Below are 21,064 nucleotides of genomic sequence, written 5' to 3'. Positions count from 1 at the left end.
CAGTCTGGCACATGAGGCAGGCGCGAGTGTACACATCGGGCGCGACTACATGCAGCGCTAGCTGCAGCAACCGTATTTGCCGTGTTTGCTGCAAGGAAATTCCGCCTGATGCCGCCTTCACACCGGAAGGCGCCAAATGCGGCGAACACGTTGTAATAAGCCGCAGGATTACACCACTTTATTCCGAAACTGTTACACAATTTTCTCTTGACTTTGGAGTGCTCTCCAAGGTTTACGATTGAAACATCGCCGCATCAACATCCATCGCCCGCGGGCCAATTGGGCTAAAAGAAGTGGTGGGTGAGCCGCGCACAGATTTCGTGGGTCATCGAAGACACCCAACAGGCAATGAGGTACGTCATGAATCTCGCAACGACCGTCGAATCTGCTCCGCGCTTCTGGAGCGAAGAACCGTCCAGTCTACCGGGCCGGCGACGTATCCGCGCACGCATCGGAGGGCTGCACTGCTCGCTGTGCACCGGCACGATCGAAAAAGCGCTGGGTAAGCAACCCGGCGTCGACAAGGTCGCGGTCAGCTTGACCCATGAACAGGCGCTGATCGAGTTCGACCCGAGCGTGGCACGTGCCGAGGACTTGCTCCAGACGCTGAAGGACATCGGCTACACGGTCTCCGATCCGCGTAAGTTGCGTCCGTACGATGAAGAGGAGCGTGCGCTGGTGCGCGAGCGCGGGCGCTTCCTCATCGCCCTGGCGGCCAGCATTGCCTCAATGGGCCTCGTCGGCTATCCGGTCGATAGCGTGTGGTTCCCGCTGTGCGTGTTTTCTCTCGTGAGCTTGGTGGCCTTTGCCTTCGTCGTGTTGCGCGGCTATGGACTGAAACGGGCGATGGTCGGCACGACTCTGCTCGCCGTGTTCGCCGCTGGTATCTATTATTTCAAACTGCGGGGCACGTTCGGCGGGGCGGTCCCGTGGGCCACCGGCGTGCTCGCGCTAATGCTCGTCTTCGGGGTGGGCCAGCACATTGTGCGCATGGCCGCCATGGCGCTGCGCCGCGGCATCCTCAATCAACACGTGCTAGTTGAGTTCGGCGCATTCGCGGGGCTGATCGGAGGGGCGATCGGTTTGGTATTGCACCCCGCCGGTTATCCGACGGAAGCATTTTTTGCGGTGACCGTGATGGTGCTGAGCTATCACATCTTTTCCGAATGGCTGTCGCTGATCGTCAAGACACGCAGTTCGCAGGCAGTCAAGAAGCTTTTGGACCTTGAGCCCGACGTGGCCTATCTCGTCAAGGACGGCCAGGAACGAGAGGTGCCGCTCGAACAGGTGCGCGTGGGCGACTTCGTGCGCATCCGCCCGGGCGGACGGGTGCCGGTCGACGGTCAGGTCGAGTCGGGCGAATCGGACGTGGATGAATCGCTAGTGACTGGCGAGCCGCTACCCGTTGAGAAGCGCGCCGGAGACCGGGTGGTCAGTGGCGCCCTGAACGGTCACGGCACGCTGCTGGTGCACGTTACCGTGGTGGGTGAAGAAAGCTTTCTCAGGCAAGTGGTGCGCAGCGTCGAAGACGCCCGCGCCCTCAAACCCGGCCTGCTGCATCTCGTGGACCGCGTACTGCGCGTGTACACACCGATCGTGCTATTTACCGCCGCTGGCGCGGCCCTCTTCTGGCTCCTTGGCCCACTTCTCGTCGGGTCTTCCCCTGATTTGCAGCGAGCGGTGTTCGCCGGCCTGAGCGTGTTGGTCATGGGCTATCCCTGCGCCGTGGGCATCTCGGCACCGCTGTCCATCGTACGCGGAGCAGGCGAAGCGGCCGAGCGCGGCGTGCTGATGCGCACCGGCGAGGCCTTTCAAGCCTTGCGGCGCGTAAACCGCGTGGTGTTCGACAAGACAGGGACGCTGACCGAGGGCCGCCCCGCCTTGCGGACGATCGTCGCCATGGCTTGTCCGGAACAGGAACTGCTTGCGCTTGCGGCCGCCATCGAGGCATTTTCCGAACACCCCCTGGCTCGGGCGGTGGTGGAAGAGACGTTTAAGCGCGGGATTGCTCTGTCCGAGGTAGAGGGGTTTGAGGCCGTCCCGGGTCACGGCGTCCGGGCTCGCCTGGGTGAGGCGAAGCTGGTGGTCGGCAGCCCGGCGTTTCTCGTGGCCGAAGCCGTGGATCTCTCGGTTCAGGACGAACGCATCACCGAACTCGAAGGGCAGGGGCTAACGGTCATCGGCGTGGCGCGCGACGGTGTTCTGCTCGGCCTGCTGGCACTTGGCGACGCGCTGCGGCCCGACGCCGCGGATACCGTGCGCCGCCTGCACGCGCTCGGCATCCGCACGAGCCTGATCACCGGCGATAACGAGCAGGCCGCCCTCCACTTCGCCCGCGCCGCTGGCATCGAAGAGGTGCATGCGCGTGTGCTGCCGGCCGGAAAAGCCACGATGATCCGGCAACTGCAAGAGGGTGCGCGCGTGGCGATGGTCGGTGACGGGATCAACGATGCACCGGCTCTAATGCAAGCCGACGTCGGCATTGCCTTCGGTAGCGGTGCGGACATCGCGATCGAATCGGCCGACGTGGTCATCCTGAACCAGCGGCTCGGCGCAGTCCTTGAGACCTATGCGGTCAGCCGCAACAGCTACCGGAAGATTGTGCAGAACGTCTCGCTGGCCTTCCTGTTCAATGGTATCGGGATTCCGGCGGCCGCAACGGGCTTGATTTATCCAATATGGGGAATGGTGGCCATGGCCGCAAGCGTAACAGCCATTTTCATCAACTCGCTATGGGGTCGCGGCGATTATTTCTTCGAGGCGATCCGCGCGGTCGGGCACGCGCCTCAGAGGCCATCTAAAGCGACCGCATCGTGAGAGAAAGACGAGCCTCCTGCGCCTGCTTTCGACCAAGGCCCCCACGCGATCAGCATCCACATCATTAATGAAAGGTCTTAATCATGTTCAAGTCCGTCACATTCGAAGTCATCGGCGACCAGCACCTCAACTGTGAGAAATGCGAACAGCGCGTCGCGCGGCTGCTCACACCGCTGCAGGGCGTGCGGCAGGTCCGCGCACGAGCGCTTGACCAGCGTATCGAGGTGCTGTTTGATACGACAGCGGTACAACCGGTCGCGCTCGCGGAATGCCTGGGCGAAGCCGGTTACCAGACCAAGGTCGTCAGTTGAATCTCGGTCCGCGCAATTGAGACGGGCCGGGTCGCGCCGCGAACCGGCCGACCGGCTGGCCCCCTAAACCAGATCCTCATTGGAGGAAACTCGTGCAATCACCCCGCAAGTCAAGCCAGAGACGCCACGCTGATGTCGGCAGCGCACCTCAAAACGAAATTCGTGCACCAAGGCGCCGGCTCCCCACCCCGCCCGATGAGACGGCACGGGACAGTACCTCGTTGACGATCGGAAAGCTCGCGAAGCTGACAGAGATCAGCACCGACACGCTCCGGTTTTACGAGGACCAAAGCTTGTTGATTCCCGCCGGGAAAACCGAAGCGGGTTATCGGCTTTACGGCCAGGACGCGGTGCGCCGGCTGGATTTCATCAGGCACGCCCAGCACTGTGGCATGACGTTATCGGAAATACGCCAGTTACTTGAGCTTAGGGCCGATGACAACTCGTGCTGCAGCGACGTACGCAGCCTGGCAATCCGAAAGAAGTTGCAGCTCGAACACAAAATCAAGACGATGCAAGCGATGTCGCAGGCGTTGAGCGAGCTGATTGATATCTGTACGGCCGAGAACCAGCCGTTGGATGACTGTCCCATTCTGGCAGCGCTGGAGTCCAGCATCGCAAAGCAAAATCATGACCCTCACTAAATTCGGACGGCTGCCATGAGTATCAAGGTCGAATTCTTTTCCACGCCAGGATGCAGCCACTGCGACCGTACCCGGGATAGCTTGAAAGCCGTCGCTCAAACGTTCGGCGAGAAAATGGTGGTCTGGCGTGACATCAACCTGCTGGTCGAACTGAATTACGCCGTGGAGCTCGGCGTGTTGACTCCACCCTCGATGGCGATTGATGGTGAACTTGTATTCCCAAGGCTGCCGGGCGCCGCAAAGCTGCGCAAGGAGTTGGTGCGGCGACTTGAACGTGAACCGAACTATGAAGATGGAATACGCCCAGGAGGAACCAAATGAATATTGACGCATTGCGCGCCACGCTGGAGCAGGCAAGCCTGGCCTCCCTTGGCATCGGATTTCTGCTGGGATTTGTGTTCACCTTCAACCCGGTGGCGCTGGCCTCCATTCCGGTGTCGCTCGCGTACGTGACAAAATCGCGCGGGACGAGAACCGCCATCTTGTATGGCGGCCTCTTCATTCTGGGCATGGTGATCACCCAGACGCTATTGGGACTGATTGCCGGCTTCGGCGGACATTGGGTAGCACAGTTGGTCAGCCGAGAATGGGGGCTTGTGCTGGGGCCTGTACTGATTCTGTTGGGCCTAATGTGGCCGGGCTGGATCAGGCTGCCGTTGCCCTCGATTTCACTTCGCGGGAAACGTGCTGGAAGTGGTTGGGGGGCCGTCGCTCTGGGCTCATCCTTCGCCGTCGCAGTCTGCCCGTTTTGCACGCCCGCTCTCGTGGTGCTGCTCGGCATCGCCGCCGGGATCGGGTCGCCCCTGTTCGGTGGAACCCTTTTGTTCGCGTTCGCGATGGGACGAGCAGTCCCCATCATCCTGGGTGCCGCGGCGGTGGGCTGGTTGGAGAGTCTTTCCATCCTTCAGCGTTGCCAGAAAGCCTTCGAAATTGCCGGTGCCATCACGCTGATTCTTACCGGCCTATACATGCTGAACGCCTATTTCATCGTTATTCCAGCGCTGGCCATTTAGACCCCAGATCCATTACCTGATTAAACGGAAGAATCAACATGAGGCATGATGCCACCGCGCGCACCCCTGATCATCACGAAAGGGAGCGCTTGCTCCGAATGCTTGCAGGCGCCACCTTTATCATTTTTTTCCAAGCCTATATGGTTGCGCCGATCATACCGGCACTCTCGAACGCTTTCGGGATCTCGGTGCAAACAGTCGGTCTAGTTGTACCAGCCTACCTGATTCCATATGGGATCGCGACATTGATCTTTGGCCTTTTGGCGGATCGATTGGGCGTCCAGCGCGTCATGTTCGCATCCCTGACGGCGTTCGCAGCGCTCACGGCTTTAACGGCGACAGCCACGTCCATCGAACAGATCGCGCTGTGGCGGGTTTTGACAGGCCTGGGCGCCAGCGGTGTAGTGCCGCTTGCACTCGTGCTCGTCGGTAAACTGTTTCCCTACGAACAGCGTGGCCGCCCGCTTGGCTGGCTGTTTGGGGCGATGGCTGGGGGGATGGCCTTCGGCTCGCCGTTGGGCGCTATTCTGGAACCTTTCATCGGCTGGCAGGGACTTTTCCTGCTGGTCGCAGCCGCGGGCGGAATCGTCCTGCTCCTGTTTCTGCCCTATCGCCGCATCATTGCTACTTCGATGCAACCGGTGGGGGGCACGCTCGGCGACCTCTTTCGGGGCTACCTGAGCCTGCTTGGCACCCCAAGGGGACGGCGCACCTACGGCTATGTTTTTGTCAACTCGATGTTCCACTCCGGCGTCTTCACCTGGCTCGGCGTGTATCTCGAACGACGCTACGGTCTCAGGCCGGTCGGCATCGGCTTAGCGTTGCTCGGATACGGCGTGCCCGGATTTCTCTTCGGACCGTTGATCGGCCGCGCGGCGGATAAATGGGGGCGTGCCAGGTTGCTGCCCATCGGGCTGGGACTCAGCACTCTCGGTGCGGCGGCCCTGCTCTTGAACTTCCCGCTGATCCTTGCTCCGGCGGTGGCAATGCTGCTGTCCTTGGGCTACGACATGACTCAGCCACTCTTCGCTGGTATTGTCACGTCACTCGGAGGTAAGCGACTAGGACAAGCCATGGGTTTGAACGTATTCGCCCTGTTTGTTGGCTTTGGTTTGGGCAGTCTGATCTTTGGGGAGGTGCTGCGCTTCGGCTTTGGGGCCGCATTGGGGATGTTTGCGGCGGTTGAATTGACGGTTGCCTTGTGTTCTCTCTGGTTGTTTCGTTCCGAGGTTCGTTCCGGAGGAAAAGGCCTGTCAACCGGCGCCCGGTAAAGATCGGCCAGGAAACCCATCACGTATCGAGGATCACACGCAAAGCCCAGAAAATTTGGATCCCTCTTTAAAGCAATGAGCAAAAATATATTCACCAACAAGGCTTCCATGCCAATCGAGTGGTGCTTTTTGGCGAAGCACGTAGCAATGTCGAAAGAAAAGGGAATTTCTGGCTACACAATGTTCTGCAACGACTCCTACGTTTGCAACCCGGGATAGCTTTGCTTTTTCTGCAATATTTTCGCAGCAACGCTTGACCTTCCGTCCACTGGAAGGTTTAGAGTTTAACTCCTGCGTTATTTACGGATCAGCGCTGTGGTTATCAAATGAAAAAATTCGTAATCACTCTGGTCGCGCTCATAGCCTTGGCTGGCGTTGGCGTGTGGCAATTCGCGGGTGCAGACAAGATGGCCCCCGACATCACATTCGTTACGCTTACCGGGCAAAAAATTACCCCTGCCGATCTGCGCGGCAAAGTCGTGCTAGTCGACTTTTGGGCTACCAGTTGCTTGACGTGCATCAAGCAGATGCCGAGTATGATCAAAATCTATAATAAACTCGCGCCCAAGGGCTATGAGGCTATCTTTGTAGCCATGCAATACGACCCACCCAACTATGTCCTGAACTATACCCAAACCCGCAAACTGCCGTTCCCGGTCGTCATCGACGCACAAGGCCAGATTGCCAAGGCCTATGGCAATATCAGCCTGACCCCAACCGCCTTCCTCATCGACAAGCAGGGGCATATCATCAAACGCTATCTGGGCAACCACAATGAGGTCACATTCATGAACACGATCAAAAAAGCACTGGCCGACTGAATGCAACTTAGTCGTGAGGCCCCGATTCCCCAGGTTTTTCAGAGGTCGGTGCTTAAAGCAACTGCCGGATGTCGCTGGCGATGACTTTGGCCTGTGCGTCGCCGTGGAGCAATACCCGGGCCTCGCCTGTCTGATCTAGGATATAAAAAAATGCGGAGTGATCCATGGTGTAGCTGTCTGGCGTACCGCCCGATGCCTTGGCGTAATACACCTTGAAAGACTGTGCTGTTTTATGCAACTGGTCTGGCGAGCCCGTCAGCCCCACAAAACTTGGATTAAACGCTTTAGCGTACGAAGCCATAATGGCACCTGTGTCGCGCTGGGGATCGACCGTAATCATAATGACCTGTACTTTCTGCGCATCGCCTTTCAACAACTTCATGGTTTGCGCAAGCTCGGCCATCGAGGTCGGGCACACATCCGGGCAATGGGTATAGCCGAAATACACCACCAACACCTTACCTTTGTAATCGGCCAGCGTGCGCAGCGTGCCGGTACTGTCGACCATCGCCATATCGTGGCCCAGGTGGGTGCCGCTGATGTCGCTACCCTGGAATTTGACAGCGCGCTTGCAACCTACCAGTCCAAGCGACAAGAGGCCGGCTGTAGCCAGCGAGATAAAGGTGCGGCGTTGGGATGAATAACGAGACATGGCTAAGAGAGTGTAGCTGCTTGAAGAAAATTTCGCGAGAGGTGTGAAAACTGATGTTTGAAAGCTAAGGTATTTTCTGGGCCAATGGTTTGGATGATGGATGGCGAATTTGAGGCCTTCACGGATGGTGGAGTCGAAGTACATTTTTTTGGGAAGAACACTGGCAACACAAAGTTCTATGACGATCCCTACATTTGCGACTTCCGAATAGTTTTGCTTTTTCTGCAACATTTTTCGCAGCAGCGCTTGACATCCCCCCCGCGGGAAGGTTCAGAATTCGATCCATGCTTATGAAAAATACTTGGCGTAACGTCCTTATCGGCATGGCCTACATCGCGTTGTTGATGTTCGGCGTGCTGGCGCAATCGGCACAGGCGTGCCCGCTACCGAAGTACGTCCAGACCGCACAGATGGCAGCAGGCCACATGCCTTGTCAACAAGGCATGGATGCGCATTCCGCTGTGGGATGCAATTTCCCGGCCAATGATCAAACCAGCACGCGCGCCTGTTTTACCCAAGCGTGGATGCCCAGTTCTCAAACTCCTTTCCCTTCGAGTCCGGAACCGATTGTCGTAGCAGCCGGATCGGGGGCTATGCCAGTCCTTCATACAGAACCAACGGCAGGCCCCGTCGCTGCGACCATCCCCTGTTCCCGACGCAACACCTCTCTCTCCATCCTGTACTGCAGCTTCCAAATTTAATCCCCCCTTGCAAGCTCGCCACACGTACCGCCTGATGGCATAGACACGATAGGCCGATGCCTACCTGAGCCGTCAACATCGTCCCGGTACGGACAGACCATTCTATTGATAGTTACCGAGCACCTAATTGGCCTTGGCCTTATTAGACGCTGCTCGCGCGTCACCACTGAACAAAGCCCGAGGCCTAGCGCTTCAGGAGCTTGGTCCATACCGTGACAGGATCGAAGGAGTTAGAAGATGAAATGCGATATCGAAACCATGATTAAGGTAGGCCTCGGACTGGGCGTGCTGCTTGCCCTGGCCTATTTCACGCTGCCTGCGGCGCACGCTTTTATTTTGGCGAGCGGGCCGTTCTTACTGATATTGCTATGCCCCTTATCGATGATTTTCATGATGAAAAGCATGAACTCATGCCATAAGGAAAACGATAAAAACACAGGGGAAGACAAGGCGCACGCTTCTATAGCAAACGGGCGCTAGCCGGATGATTGTTTTTTTCAAGGGTAGCGCTGAATAATCACGCCCACCCGTCATTTCTTAATATACCGATGGAACTTTTATGAAAACCCTAGTAAGTGCATTGATGATTTCTCTTTCGCTAGTAGCGGGTGCGGCACAAGCCGCCAACTCGGGTGCCGCGGCGCCATCAACTAAAACTCGGGCTCAGGTGATCACCGAATTACATGAAGCCAAAGCGATGGGCCTTCTCAGTACCGGGCAGGAGGATTATCCGGTCGCCTATCCTGAGCATAGTTTCAAGACACGGGCACAGGTGCAGGCCGAACTGGACGCGGCGCGCGCCGCCGGCACGTTAAGTAACGGCGAAGAAGATTATCCACCCGCTACAGCCACTCATAGCTCCGAGACCCGAGCACAGGTGCAGGCCGAGCTCGTTGCGGCCAGAACGTCAGGTGAGATTCCCGACCCCGCCTACTAAAGGCATCTTAAATAGGGAGATTGATAGGTGACGGTCTCCGGGCGTGCAATCCAATGGATCGCACGCCCGACCCCCTTACATTCAACATGGCAAAAGAAATAGCCCGTTCAAAAAATAATGGAAGAAGCCGCAGTCGTGCAACTTCGTGCGGGCGGTCTTGTGATCTTTCGAGGCTATAATGCACACAACTTGCTTCCGGCCAACCATGTATTCCCTGCGCCCCAGTGCCCACCGATCGTTGATTTTAGTGTTACTCATCACACTCTTATTTTCGCGTCTGGCATTAGCAAGCTATGTGTGTCCGCTGCCTCAATGGCAGGCGCCGATTATGGCGTCACAGATGAAAGGTGAAGCGTGCACCCAATCGGGTGATCATTCGAAGATGATCGATGCCGCGCAGCCGAATCTTTGCGCACAACATTTTTCGGATCAACGGCAAGTCACCAACGCGGTAGCGCAATCGCTCGCGTCCGAACCCGTTCTTTTCTTTGCCTACGCCCTTTCCCCCCCTCTCCCATCGCCCATGTGGCAACTGGCCACTCCCGACTCTTCCCCAGACTCGGGCGGCAGCGATGACACGCTCTTTCTCTTGACGCTTAGACTGCGCATTTGACCTGACTCCGATTCCCGTTGCCAAGGTTGCGGCCACCGCCGCGCCTTGTTTTCGTTCGATTATTCGGAGTGAATCATGCTTCAATCACTACGCGCGCTCGCATCGCAGCGCGCCCTGACGCGCACCCGTGTTCTATGCGTGTTATTAACGCTCGCCAGCGCAAGCGCTTATGGCCAGGATGTTGGCCTGACGCTGGAGACGGCACTTTACCAGGCCACGAATCGCTCGGCCGCCCTACAAGCGAGTCAATCGTCGGTGCTGGCCAGTTCCAATGCCGCCGTTAGAGCAGATCAATTACCCGACCCTGTCCTTAAAGCCGGCATCGACAACCTGCCCGTCAATGGGGCACAGCGCTACTCACTCACCCAGGATTTCATGACCACGCGCTACGTTGGCATCGAACAGGAATGGGTGTCTTCGGACAAACGCGAGCGTCGATCCGATCTTGCAAACCGTGTAATCGACAAGGAGCGGGCGGGCTATTTGGTGCAGGTGGCGAACACGCGTCGGCAGACGGCGATCGCCTGGCTCGATGCGGCGTATGCGCAACGCGCGCTTAAGCTCTCGAAGGCCTTGGTAAACCACATGACCCATGAGCTTGCCGCGACCCGTGCGTCCTACCGTGGCGCGAGAGCCAGCGCGGGTGAGGTGACGCAAGCGCAAATCATGCGATCTCAAGCCGAGGACCAGATGCTTAAGGCGCAGCAGACCTTGCACTCTGCGCTGATTGTGCTCGGTCGATGGGTCGCCTCGCCGGTGACCGACGTCGCCGGCGATATACCGACACTTGAATCCCATGTTCCATCCCTTTCACTCGAAGAGCTCTACCAAGTTCAACCTGAGCTTATCGCCGCCAGGCGCGATATTTCCGTGGCGGATGCGGACACGGCCGTGGCCAGCAGCAACCGAACGCCGAACTGGACGTGGGGAGTGACCTATCAGCAGCGGGGTAGCCAATACTCAAACATGGTGTCCATAGGGGTGAGCATTCCCCTGCCCATTTCCCGGGCCAATCGACAGGACCGGGATGTGGCTGAAAAAGCGGCTCTGGGCAACAAGGCGCGTTTTATGTACCGGGACACCATACGTCAAATTCAGGCGAATATTCAAAACTTATCCACCTCGCTGGCCAATGGACGGGAACGGATTGCTCAATTCAAGCGCACCCTCTTGCCGGCCACTGACCGACAAGTCCGGCTGGCTACCGCCGCCTACAAAGCCGGCACGGGCTCACTGGCCAATGTGTTTAACGCAAGGCGCACTCAGCTCGATGCCCAACTCCAGATCGTAGATCTTGAACGCGACGTGGCGCAGATTTGGGCCCGGCTTGAATACCAAGTCATCCCAAAAAATAGTCAGTTCGGCCAATAAGGAAAAGACATGCGACAAACTAACCCGACGCGCGCACTGGTCGCGCTCTTTGTGGCGGCAGTATTGATCGGCGCTGGCTACGCGGTGGGGTCTCGACATACCCGTAGCGCCCTACTGCAAGAGTCCGCAATGGCTGCTACTGTTGATGGCAAGGAACCCTCCAAAGCCGACCGAAAGATTCTGTACTGGCACGATCCGATGACTCCGAGCCAACATTTCGACAAGCCCGGAAAATCGCCCTTCATGGATATGCCGCTGCAGCCCGTCTATGCAGACGAAGACGGGGCCAGCGGCATTAAAGTCGATCCATCGCTCCAGCAGAATTTGGGCATCCGTTACGCGACGGCAAAGCGACAAGAAACGAAAGAAGGGTTCGATGCCGTGGGTACGACCCAGTTTGACGAGTCGCAGGCCGATGTGATTCAGTCCCGGGTAACGGGTTACATCGACCGCTTGTACGCGAACGCGCCGATGCAGCGGGTTGCCAAAGGCGCTCCGATTGCCTCCTTGTTTGTTCCCGACTGGCTTGCGCCGCAAGAGGAGTATCTCGCCCTCAAGCATGGCCACGCCGGCCAAGACTTGCTGTCGGCATCCCGCTCGCGCATGCGGGCCATGTCGATCCCCGAGGACATCATCAAAGCGCTCGATCGAACGAACAAGGCGCAAAGCCATCTTATTCTGCGCGCGCCGGAAACGGGCGTGCTCACCGAGCTCAATGTGCGCAACGGCGCCATGGTGACGCCGGGCCAGACGCTGGCCAAGGTGGCGGGTTTGAGCAAGCTGTGGCTCGTGGTCGAAGTCCCCGAATCGATGGCTTTGCAGGTTCGCCCCGGCATGGGCGTCAATGCGGTATTTGCGGGCGACTCGACCCAGCACTTTACCGGACATATCCGCGAAATCCTGCCGGGAATCAGCGCGACCAGCCGCACGCTCCAGGCCCGCCTCGAAATCGACAATCCCGGCTTCAGAATGACACCGGGAATGCTGATGCGAGCCCATATCAGCGCGGAGAAAGCCGTTTCACGCCTGCTCGTCCCCTCCGAGGCAGTGATCACGACAGGCAAACGATCTGTGGTGATCGTCAAGAACAGCGATGGCCGGCTACAGCCCGTTCAGGTCACGATCGGCGACGATGTCGGTAACGGCACCGAAATATTGGGCGGATTGACAGAAGGACAGCAGGTCGTGGCCTCCGGTCAGTTCTTGATCGACTCGGAAGCCAGCCTGAAATCCGTCTTCCCCAAGCTGGAAGGCAATGCGCCTGGTGGTGTAAGCACTCCAGCCGCCTCGCCTCCGGCAGCTTCGGCCCCAAGCTACCAGACAATCGGTATAGTGAAGCAAATCACACCGAGTGACATGACCTTCTCGCATCAGCCCGTCCCCGCTCTGCACTGGCCCGCGATGACCATGACGTTCGGCAAGCCCTCCCCGGCTTCGTTCCCCGATGTGAAAGTTGGCCAGACGGTTCACTTTGTTTTTAAATCGTCGGGCAATGGATACCAACTGACCACCGTCGAACCCATTGCGGGAGGCGCACAATGATTGCGCGCCTCATTCACTGGTCTATCTATAACCGGTTCCTGGTGCTGTTGGCGACCGTCTTCATGGCCGCTTGGGGCGTCATCTCTCTCCTCCACACTCCCGTCGACGCGTTGCCGGATCTATCCGACACTCAAGTCATCATCAAGGCGTCCTATCCGGGCAGGGCCCCGCAAGTGGTCGAAGACCAGGTCACGTATCCCCTGACCACCACCTTGCTTGGCGTGCCCGGAGCCAAAACCATCCGGGCGTATTCCTCATTTGGAGACGCGTTTGTTTACGTCTTATTCGATGACAATACCGACCAGTATTGGGCTCGCTCCAGGGTGCTCGAGTATCTCAATCAAGTACAAAGCCGGCTTCCTCAGGGAGCCACCGTCTCTCTTGGGCCAGACGCCACCGGAGTGGGCTGGATCTACGAATATGCGCTCGTGGACCGCACGGGCAAGCACGATCTGGGACAGCTCAGGGCGCTTAACGACTGGTTCCTGAAGTTCGAACTCAAAGCGGTGCCGGACGTCTCGGAGGTCGCTTCCATTGGCGGCATGGTGCGTCAGTACCAGGTGGTGGTGGATCCGGACAAGCTGCGCGCCTATGGAATCACCCTGGCGACCGTCCGTGAGGCGCTAGGCAAGGCGAATCAGGAGTCCGGCGGCTCTGTGGTCGAATTGGCCGAGTCAGAGTATATGGTGCGCTCTTCGGGGTACCTGCATTCCCTGGACGACTTCAGGAACGTCGTACTTCGTACGGACAAGACGGGAACACCCGTCTTGCTGGGCGATGTGGCCCGCATACAGATTGGGCCGGAGATGCGCCGGGGCGTGGCCGAGCTTAACGGCGAAGGCGAAGTCGCCGGCGGCGTGATTGTGATGCGCTCCGGAAAAAATGCGCTAACCACCATCAACGCGGTGAAAGCCAAGCTCGCCGACTTGAAGAAGTCCCTGCCCCCCGGCGTCGAGGTGGTCACGACTTACGATCGCTCGCAGTTGATCAAACGGGCAGTGAACAATCTCACGGACAAGCTGATCGAAGAATTCATTATTGTCGGGCTTATCTGCGCCCTATTTCTATTTCATCTGCGAAGCGCCCTGGTGGCCATTTTCTCGTTGCCGCTGGGAATATTGGCCGCGTTCATTGTGATGCGCTATCAAGGCATTAACGCCAACATCATGTCGCTGAGCGGGATTGCCATCGCGATTGGCGCGATGATAGACGCGGTCATCGTAATGATAGAAAACGCCCATAAACATCTGGAAGCGTACGAGCACGAGCACCCCGACGTGCCGATTACGGCGGCCCAAAGGTGGGAGCTCATGGCCAAGTCAACGGCCGAGGTAGGGCCGGCCCTTTTCTTTTCGCTACTCATTATCGCGCTGTCGTTCATCCCTGTATTTTCGCTCGAAGGGCAAGAAGGCAAGCTGTTCGCACCGCTCGCATTCACGAAAACATACTCGATTGCGGCCGCGGCGGGAATTTCGGTCACGCTCGTGCCCGTGCTCATGGGCTATTTCATTCGCGGCCATATTCCCAGCGAAATGTCCAACCCCATCAGCCGCGTACTGATCTGGCTATATCGGCCCTTACTCGAGGTCACGCTTCGGCGCCCCTGGGTGGTCATTGGGCTGGCGCTGGTCGCATTGGTGGTGACCTTGGTTCCCGTATCGCGTCTGGGTAGTGAATTCATGCCAGCGATGGATGAAGGCGACCTGTTGTATATGCCCACGGCGCTGCCCGGGATCTCAGTACAAAAGGCCACCGAACTCTTGCAGCAGACAGACCGTCTAATCAAGACTGTCCCGGAAGTGGCAACCGTATTCGGCAAGTCCGGCCGCGCGGACACAGCGACTGACCCGGCACCGCTCGAAATGTTCGAGACCACCATTCAATTCAAACCTCGCGACCAATGGCGCCCAGGCATGACGCCCAAAAAGCTGATTGCCGACCTGGACCGAACCGTTAAAGTGCCGGGTCTGACGAACGTTTGGGTGCCGCCCATTCGGAATCGCCTGGACATGTTATCGACCGGCATTAAAACACCGGTCGGCATCAAGATTTCTGGAGGCAACTTAGGGCAAATTGACAAAATCGCGACACAAGTCGAGGCGGCGGTCAAAAACGTACCCGGCGTCACCTCGGCATTGGCTGAACGCTTAAACGGCGGCCACTACATTGACGTCGATATCAACCGCCTTTCAGCGGCTCGCTACGGACTGGCTATTACGGATATCCAATCGGTCGTGTCCTCCGCGGTGGGCGGCGAGAACGTGGGCGAGGTAATCGACGGCCGTGAACGCTTCCCCATCAACGTCCGATACCCGCGCGAAATACGAGACTCGCTGGAAAAGTTGCGCCAGATTCCCATTGTCACCGACCAAGGAGCCCAAATCCTGCTTGGCGACGTTGCGGACCTGAAGATTTCCGATGGGCCTCCCATGATACGCAGCGAAAATGCCCGACTGACCGGGTATGTTTACGTTGATATCCACAACACCGACCTCTCTACGGCAGTCAAAGCCATGCAGCAAGCCGTCGCCGAGAAAGTGGTATTGCCGGCCGGTTACTCGATTGCCTGGTCCGGCCAGTTCGAGTATTTGCAACGAGCCGAAGCGACGCTGCGAACGGTCATTCCCATGACGCTCGGCCTCATCTTTGTCCTTCTGTTTCTAACCTTCAACTCGGCGGCCGATGCGCTGCTATTGATGCTCACCGTGCCGTTCGCCTTGGTCGGCGGCTTCTGGCTGATATGGATTCTTGGCCAAGCCATCTCGGTGGCCACCGCAGTGGGGTTTATAGCGCTTGTGGGTGTTTCAGCCGAGTTCGGCGTCGTGATGCTGCTTTATCTGAAAAACGCACTAGACAGTCGGCTGCAAGCCGGTAAACCGTTGACCGAGCCGCTCCTTCTGGACGCCATCCGCGAAGGAGCCGTGCTTCGCGTTCGTCCCAAAGCCATGACCGTGGCCGTTGTCCTAGGAGGGCTCTTTCCCATCATGTTGGGTCAAGGCACCGGATCCGAAGTCATGCAACGGATCGCGGCGCCCATGATAGGCGGCATGGTGACAGCGCCCATCCTCTCGATGTTCGTGATTCCAGCCGCCTGGTATTTGTTGCAGCGACGGCGTATCGAACACCCTCGATCCATTCGTCAATGACACGACGCATCCCCGGCACGCAAATGCCGACACTTTTACACTTTGGAGAAGCTTTATGAATAAATTAATGACGCTTTCAATCGCAGCGGGCCTGGCATTCGGACTAGGGACGGCGGCCTATGCGGCTGGCGGCATGAAAATGGATATGAGTGGGAATGCCGGCGGCAACATGAACATGGACAAGGACATGAATAGGGGTTCAACAAAACCGGCCGGACCCACGGACGCCGCCCTGGCCGATGGGGTGGTCCAAAAGGTAGATCGACAAGCCGGGATGGTAACGATTCAGCATGGCGAGCTCAAAAACGTCGGCATGCCGCCGATGACCATGGCCTACAAAGCCAAAGACGCCGCGATGGTCGATCGGGCCAAAGAGGGAGAAAAAATCAGGTTTCGGCTGGAAGACCTCAATGGCACCTATACCATCACGAGGCTGGAAAAGAAGTAATACGTGCAGAGGGAGCGTCACCCAGCGCCGCATAGGGATGACGCTTTTCCTCGCCAAAAACCGTATCGCTATAGAGCCTAGTGGGGTGCATCAAAGCTCAAGCTAGACCTTGATTCGCTCAATGTCCGTTTGTTTCTGAGTTTTCCCAGCCCGGATGTGGAAGAAGTCCCCTACCGGCATGACCGCCACGACGCCCGTTCCTGGCACGTCGGAATGGGCAACCTCTCTGATCACGTCGGTAATGGCCTCAATGTCGGCCTCTTCGGCAAAGATCTCCAGTTTGATGTGCTCCGTCATCCAGTCACTGGCGAACAGGTTCGCGTAGTTGCCATACCCCTTTACTGTCGTTGCGGTGAGTCCGGGCACATGAATGCTCGCCAGCCGCTTTTCGAGCGGCTCCAGGACATCGGCTTGAACAATCGCGATAACATATCTAAAGCTCATGTTTTTCTCCCAAAAGGGTCTATTCACAGGGCCGTATTTTTGACTTCTTCACCTCCCAATCGATGCTCAAATTCTTTCCTGATTTTCTTCTCCGAGGGCCTGCCATAACACACCGCTTCGCCATCCATCAGGATCCCCGGCGCAAAGAGAATCCCGCTCTTCAACGCAAGTTCCTGCCCCTCCCGAGTATCAAGAGAAAGCGTCGACATCTCAATAGGGTACTCCGCCGACAGAGCTTTGAGCAGGATTTGAGCCGAATGACAAAAGGCACAATTCTCCTGAGTAAGGACGACGACTTTCACAGTTCGCATTTGAGTGCCTCGTTTGGGTGCCTCAGTGGGTTTTGTGCAACCCTTGCCGAAGATCAGCCAGCAGATTCGCTACCGGTACGTACATCGTGTAGTTGGGCTGACCACCATAGTCGGCTCGCCATTTGATACGCCCGTCTGGCCCGACGACAATAAAAGTGTGCCCGTCCCGGCTGCGCCCCATCATGCCGTAATCATTTGCATGATAGGCCGTGGAAACGGTGAGTTGAGGGTCTGAAAGCACAGGTGTGGATAGTCTCGCGTCGCTTGCCCGCTCCTTCAACAGATTGACAGGGTCAGTTGTAATGGTGATGATCGTAGCCATCCCCAGGGCGCGGAACTCTTGGAAGCTTCGCGCTATATCTTTATTCTGATCCCAGCAGGCCTGACAGGTAATGCCCTCCTGAAAATACAACAGCACGGTCTTCCCCCGCCAACTGGCCAGATCGAAGTCGCTCCCCGCCGTGCTCATGAGATGGATGGCGGGTGCCATCTGGCCCGGGCCAGGGTTGCCCACCTGATAGGGATACTTGCCCGCCAATTTACCAGCGGCTACCGGACCTGCGCGATCCGCTGGCACGCCAGGGTTGTTTGCTTGAGTCAGCCACAGAGTCGCCATCACTATCAGCACGACAAATCCGAGACTGGCCGCTAGACGGGTCTTGGGAAGCTTCCAGATATTGGCGCGCTGATTTTTCAGAGGCTTGGCTTGCTTAGGTTTCATTCTATCCTCCGTCAGTCTTGCCCAGTTTCTTGAGAAGATGCGCTTTTCTCGCGGCGTGGATCCGATCGCCATTGCGATCGCGCCCGCAGAGCAAGCGCAACAATCAGGACGATTAGCACTCCCGCCGCCAGCGCGTTCGGAACACCCAATAGCGCATGGGTAATCACTTGCCCGTAATGTTGCAGACGCACCGAAATCAGCAAGGCCCAGTAACTGGAAGCCGGCATCGAGTGATAGGCAAGCCCAATCCACAGCGTGGCGATGCCCATCACAGCCAGCAGCAGGCCGCTAGCCAGCATCGACAGTGATAGCGACCGTTTTAGGGGGCCGATGCGCCATGTCACCGATCTTGGCCGAAATAGCCCACTGGATTGCCAATCGTATCGATCCCAAAGAAGCGAAATGACAAAGAGCGGTGCGACCATGCCGAACACGTAAGCCCCCCCTAACCCAACGGCCAGGGAGGAGGACGGCGCCACAGCGGAGAGAGCGATGACTCCCGCCAGAACGGGGGCACAACATGAACTGGCAACGCCCGAGAACATGCCCAGTGAGTAAACGCTAAGCACACCGGCGTGCGTCGTCGCGCGCTGTCCCGGCATGGGTAAGTGAAGCTTCCCCCCGAGCAAGGTGAACACGGCCATGCCCAGCATGAATAGGCCGCCCACTACATAGACGGCGGTATGCTGCGTCATGAGGACCTGGCGTAGCGCCACAACGCCCATGATCAGCGGCAAGATGACGGTTGCCGTACCGGCCGCAAAAATGAAGCTCATCGCCACCAGTTTGCTCCGGTTCTGGAAGGAACTGGCAAAGTACGCCGGAAGCATGACCGAAATACAGCATGGCGCGAAAAGCGCGATCATGCCGGCAACGAACGCGGCGACGACCGATCCTCCGAAGAAAATACTGGTCTCCATCAAACGCCTCCTCAGGCGAGCCGTACTGCTCTCGATCTGTCACACAGCCATCAAGCGACGCGCCCTGGCCTGATCGTCGCCGATTAACAAAATCTCATCCCACCCATCAAGCTGTAATGCATGGCGCTCATGCCCACCACGGCCAGAACCGCAATGACTCCGATGACCGCGAAGATAATCAAGAGAACATTCCACACCGATATCGTGTCCGCCATAATTGCTCCTTAATCGGTAAAGACGACGTGCGACCGGCGTAGGTCGCGTACTATGCAGTGGGTGGCAAGACTTATCTTTTGATCGACAACGGCTGCTCGGGTTCGCCCTTTTGTGGCGCGCTCTTGTCCGAGGTGTCCCGATGATCTTGATGCGAATTCATACCCTTCATCATGAATAGCATCGACAACGGACAGAGCAGGAATAGCAGGAAAGGCGCCACACTGAGCACGAAGGTCTGGAATTGCGGTAATGCCACGTACGCGATGGCTAACACGGCGAAAAGGCCGGCGCCAATGGTAAGCATTGATTTTGTGCATTTCATAGTGTTACTCCAATATCAAATCCCCTAATTTCCCTGGCGGCAAACCGAAGCCCCATTCACGACGGAAGATTGCGAGGTGACCACTACTCATTGTTTTAATCTAGAGGTTCCAATAATAGGAATGTCAAGGTATTTTTTTGAATGATAAACCCTCTAAATCTTGAGGCGGGCGCCCCTCAAAACCGACGAACCACAGGCAAGACGATCTGTGGGATATCCCCCTGAATCACCGAACAGGGTGGCAAAGCTCGGGTTCGTCTTACCCGGCCAGCCCGTCGAGAATCGGGCAACTCGGCCTGTCATCCCCGGTGCAATGCTCGGCCAGGTACACCAACGTATCACGCATGGCGCGCAGTTCCTTCAAACGGCGATCTAATTCCCTGATATGCTGCAACGCCAGCGCTTTGACATCGGCGCTGGCCCGGTCGTGGTCTTGCCATAAGGCGAGCAAAAGCCGAATGGTCTCAATCGGAAACCCCACGTCGCGCGCCTGCCGTATGAAACGCAGGATATAGATATCCTTATCAGCATAAATCCGATAACCGCTGTCGGTACGGCCACGGGACGGTATCAGATCGATACTTTCGTAATAGCGGATCTTTTTAGCCGAGGCGCCCGAGGCGTTAGCTGCTTGTCCAATGTTCATACCATCTCTCCTCTAAGAGACGCTAACAAAATGAAACGAAGTGGTTTTATCGCCAAACACCAACCACCCAAGCAGCTTGGGCATCCGCAAACATCGACCCGTCTAGACGCGATTTAGCTGCCGGTGGCCCCGCGTGACGCACGCTTCGTTCTCTCTCCATGCACGAACGATTCCAGGATAGCTATTCCCATGGTGAGAATGTCAACTTATTTTTTTTGGGATGTTGCCAAGAATTGAAAGGTATTCTGCTCCACCGCTGCCGGCGGCGCTCATTATCTGCCACCAGCCGCCATCTACCGGATCGTCAAGCAAATTTTTAGAAGACCCTCGCCAATGCTGTTTGGCGGACATCAGGATGGCCTGCTGTCCGCCAATGATCGCTATTCAGAATCGAATAGCACGAACCCGTGTGGTTATTTAGTCTTAGTCGCGGGCGGTGTTTCAATTTTATCGGCGTACTTAATCATGATGTCGCCCATAGCACGCATCATTTCGCCGTGCATTTGCATCGCGGCTTTTCTACTGAGGCCGGCCCCGGCGCCCATCATTCCGCCTCCCATCATATTTTCCATCATCCCGCCTCCCATCATGCTGCCCATCATCCCTCCTCCCATCATAGATGAGCCCTGGGTGCCATGCTCCGCACTGGGTGATTCATGCTGCATCATCGAGGCGTCGTTGCCAGTCGATGTAGCGGCCAGGCTTAGGCCGCTCACGCCAAGCAAGAGCGCGGAAAGTGACGTAACGAGTAGTCGTTTCGTATTCATGAGTAACTCCTTAATTCAGTCAATCGGTATGCTTCGAAGCTCGTCAAAAAAGCACTTATAGACTCCGAGGCGGAGGAGGCTGCAATTCGGGAATAAATTGCTTCACGACAAGGTGATTGACCGATGGATAGACCGATGCAAACGGAGCCATTGCGACCATAGTCTGCAAACTGAGAATGGCTGGCATGCTACAGGATAGGCCGTTGCAGGCGTGGCATGCTGTCGTTGTTATCGTGGCGTTGTATGTACTGACGGTCATACTTGGCATCGACGAAGCGTGGTCATTCGACTGCATGACGGTCGATGACATTCCTGGACAAACAGCTGCCTGTGCGGGAAAGCCAAGTAAGGGCAAACACGCAATCAAAACACTGGCAATAAATTTGGCCCAGGATTTCATGGATTTAGTATAAGCCCTCTAAACATAGGC

Annotated in this window: 27 protein-coding genes; 17 read left to right on the top strand and 10 right to left on the bottom strand. The window is 57.2% G+C overall.

Annotation, left to right across the window (positions count from 1 at the left end):
- Positions 1–11 precede the first annotated feature (11 nt).
- The 8 genes from EDC26_RS20630 to EDC26_RS11050 all read left to right on the top strand — a co-directional run bounded on the left by EDC26_RS20630 (position 12) and on the right by EDC26_RS11050 (position 6,877).
- On the top strand, positions 12–242 hold the full coding sequence (locus EDC26_RS20630; RefSeq protein ID WP_132582532.1) for a DUF3330 domain-containing protein: 231 nt from the start codon (positions 12–14) through the stop codon (positions 240–242).
- Between the two features lie 118 nt (positions 243–360).
- Positions 361–2,817, top strand: a complete 2,457-nt coding sequence (locus tag EDC26_RS11080) for a heavy metal translocating P-type ATPase (RefSeq protein WP_132582530.1) — start codon at positions 361–363, stop codon at positions 2,815–2,817.
- A gap of 83 nt (positions 2,818–2,900) precedes the next feature.
- Complete coding sequence (locus EDC26_RS11075; protein WP_132582528.1) at positions 2,901–3,128, top strand: heavy-metal-associated domain-containing protein; 228 nt, start codon at positions 2,901–2,903, stop codon at positions 3,126–3,128.
- A 92-nt stretch (positions 3,129–3,220) separates the two neighbouring features.
- Positions 3,221–3,772 carry a heavy metal-responsive transcriptional regulator gene (locus EDC26_RS11070; RefSeq protein WP_243700879.1) on the top strand — a complete coding sequence of 184 codons (552 nt, stop codon included), beginning with the start codon at positions 3,221–3,223 and terminating at the stop codon, positions 3,770–3,772.
- A 15-nt stretch (positions 3,773–3,787) separates the two neighbouring features.
- Positions 3,788–4,093 (top strand): thioredoxin family protein, encoded by a 306-nt coding sequence (locus EDC26_RS11065; RefSeq protein ID WP_132582526.1) that lies wholly within the window; start codon positions 3,788–3,790, stop codon positions 4,091–4,093.
- Entirely contained in the window at positions 4,090–4,785 is a 696-nt protein-coding gene (locus EDC26_RS11060; RefSeq protein WP_132582524.1) for a cytochrome c biogenesis CcdA family protein, read from the top strand. Before EDC26_RS11065 ends, EDC26_RS11060 begins: the two co-directional genes overlap by 4 nt.
- Positions 4,786–4,823: 38 nt before the next feature.
- Positions 4,824–6,056 (top strand): MFS transporter, encoded by a 1,233-nt coding sequence (locus EDC26_RS11055; protein WP_132582522.1) that lies wholly within the window; start codon positions 4,824–4,826, stop codon positions 6,054–6,056.
- A gap of 326 nt (positions 6,057–6,382) precedes the next feature.
- Entirely contained in the window at positions 6,383–6,877 is a 495-nt protein-coding gene (locus tag EDC26_RS11050) for a TlpA disulfide reductase family protein (RefSeq protein WP_132582520.1), read from the top strand.
- A gap of 52 nt (positions 6,878–6,929) precedes the next feature.
- Here EDC26_RS11050 and EDC26_RS11045 read toward each other — a convergent pair whose 3' ends face one another.
- Positions 6,930–7,529, bottom strand: coding sequence for an SCO family protein (locus EDC26_RS11045; protein ID WP_132582518.1), 600 nt, complete (start codon positions 7,527–7,529; stop codon positions 6,930–6,932).
- A gap of 284 nt (positions 7,530–7,813) precedes the next feature.
- Here EDC26_RS11045 and EDC26_RS11040 point away from each other — a divergent pair, with 284 nt between their 5' ends.
- The 8 genes from EDC26_RS11040 to EDC26_RS11005 all read left to right on the top strand — a co-directional run bounded on the left by EDC26_RS11040 (position 7,814) and on the right by EDC26_RS11005 (position 16,287).
- Positions 7,814–8,230: a hypothetical protein gene (locus EDC26_RS11040; protein WP_132582516.1), complete on the top strand. Its 417-nt coding sequence runs from the start codon at positions 7,814–7,816 to the stop codon at positions 8,228–8,230.
- Between the two features lie 237 nt (positions 8,231–8,467).
- Positions 8,468–8,710, top strand: a complete 243-nt coding sequence (locus EDC26_RS11035; protein WP_132582514.1) for a DUF2933 domain-containing protein — start codon at positions 8,468–8,470, stop codon at positions 8,708–8,710.
- A gap of 79 nt (positions 8,711–8,789) precedes the next feature.
- Positions 8,790–9,167 (top strand): DUF4148 domain-containing protein, encoded by a 378-nt coding sequence (locus tag EDC26_RS11030; RefSeq protein WP_132582512.1) that lies wholly within the window; start codon positions 8,790–8,792, stop codon positions 9,165–9,167.
- 328 nt (positions 9,168–9,495) lie between these two features.
- Positions 9,496–9,780, top strand: a complete 285-nt coding sequence (locus EDC26_RS11025) for a hypothetical protein (RefSeq protein WP_132582510.1) — start codon at positions 9,496–9,498, stop codon at positions 9,778–9,780.
- A gap of 75 nt (positions 9,781–9,855) precedes the next feature.
- Positions 9,856–11,151, top strand: a complete 1,296-nt coding sequence (locus EDC26_RS11020) for a TolC family protein (RefSeq protein WP_132582508.1) — start codon at positions 9,856–9,858, stop codon at positions 11,149–11,151.
- Between the two features lie 9 nt (positions 11,152–11,160).
- Positions 11,161–12,693 (top strand): efflux RND transporter periplasmic adaptor subunit, encoded by a 1,533-nt coding sequence (locus EDC26_RS11015; RefSeq protein WP_132582506.1) that lies wholly within the window; start codon positions 11,161–11,163, stop codon positions 12,691–12,693.
- Complete coding sequence (locus tag EDC26_RS11010) at positions 12,690–15,839, top strand: efflux RND transporter permease subunit (RefSeq protein WP_132582504.1); 3,150 nt, start codon at positions 12,690–12,692, stop codon at positions 15,837–15,839. Before EDC26_RS11015 ends, EDC26_RS11010 begins: the two co-directional genes overlap by 4 nt.
- A gap of 55 nt (positions 15,840–15,894) precedes the next feature.
- A complete protein-coding gene (locus EDC26_RS11005) occupies positions 15,895–16,287 on the top strand; it encodes a copper-binding protein (protein WP_132582502.1) in 393 nt (130 codons plus the stop codon).
- 102 nt (positions 16,288–16,389) lie between these two features.
- On the opposite strand, the gene EDC26_RS11000 is transcribed toward EDC26_RS11005, so the two are convergent.
- The 9 genes from EDC26_RS11000 to EDC26_RS10970 form a co-directional block, all read right to left on the bottom strand.
- Positions 16,390–16,731: a P-II family nitrogen regulator gene (locus tag EDC26_RS11000; RefSeq protein WP_132582500.1), complete on the bottom strand. Its 342-nt coding sequence runs from the start codon at positions 16,729–16,731 to the stop codon at positions 16,390–16,392.
- Positions 16,732–16,754: 23 nt separating this feature from the next.
- Positions 16,755–17,042, bottom strand: a complete 288-nt coding sequence (locus EDC26_RS10995; protein WP_132582498.1) for a glutaredoxin family protein — start codon at positions 17,040–17,042, stop codon at positions 16,755–16,757.
- A gap of 22 nt (positions 17,043–17,064) precedes the next feature.
- Positions 17,065–17,763 carry a peroxiredoxin family protein gene (locus EDC26_RS10990; RefSeq protein WP_165930999.1) on the bottom strand — a complete coding sequence of 233 codons (699 nt, stop codon included), beginning with the start codon at positions 17,761–17,763 and terminating at the stop codon, positions 17,065–17,067.
- Between the two features lie 11 nt (positions 17,764–17,774).
- Positions 17,775–18,683 (bottom strand): cytochrome c biogenesis CcdA family protein, encoded by a 909-nt coding sequence (locus EDC26_RS10985; protein ID WP_132582494.1) that lies wholly within the window; start codon positions 18,681–18,683, stop codon positions 17,775–17,777.
- 83 nt (positions 18,684–18,766) lie between these two features.
- Positions 18,767–18,898 (bottom strand): hypothetical protein, encoded by a 132-nt coding sequence (locus EDC26_RS20470; protein WP_279432681.1) that lies wholly within the window; start codon positions 18,896–18,898, stop codon positions 18,767–18,769.
- A gap of 71 nt (positions 18,899–18,969) precedes the next feature.
- Positions 18,970–19,221, bottom strand: a complete 252-nt coding sequence (locus tag EDC26_RS10980; protein WP_132582492.1) for a DUF2933 domain-containing protein — start codon at positions 19,219–19,221, stop codon at positions 18,970–18,972.
- A gap of 259 nt (positions 19,222–19,480) precedes the next feature.
- Complete coding sequence (cueR, locus tag EDC26_RS10975; RefSeq protein WP_132582490.1) at positions 19,481–19,867, bottom strand: Cu(I)-responsive transcriptional regulator; 387 nt, start codon at positions 19,865–19,867, stop codon at positions 19,481–19,483.
- Positions 19,868–20,068: 201 nt separating this feature from the next.
- Complete coding sequence (locus EDC26_RS20150; RefSeq protein ID WP_165930998.1) at positions 20,069–20,218, bottom strand: hypothetical protein; 150 nt, start codon at positions 20,216–20,218, stop codon at positions 20,069–20,071.
- Positions 20,219–20,280: 62 nt separating this feature from the next.
- Complete coding sequence (locus EDC26_RS10970) at positions 20,281–20,634, bottom strand: hypothetical protein (protein WP_132582488.1); 354 nt, start codon at positions 20,632–20,634, stop codon at positions 20,281–20,283.
- 176 nt (positions 20,635–20,810) lie between these two features.
- Here EDC26_RS10970 and EDC26_RS10965 point away from each other — a divergent pair, with 176 nt between their 5' ends.
- Positions 20,811–21,047: a hypothetical protein gene (locus tag EDC26_RS10965; protein WP_132582486.1), complete on the top strand. Its 237-nt coding sequence runs from the start codon at positions 20,811–20,813 to the stop codon at positions 21,045–21,047.
- Positions 21,048–21,064 lie beyond the last annotated feature (17 nt).

The organism is Paralcaligenes ureilyticus, assembly GCF_004346225.1.
In the GTDB taxonomy this organism is placed as follows: Bacteria; Pseudomonadota; Gammaproteobacteria; order Burkholderiales; family Burkholderiaceae_B; genus Paralcaligenes; species Paralcaligenes ureilyticus.
This window is presented reverse-complemented; position numbering and strand designations above follow the sequence as displayed.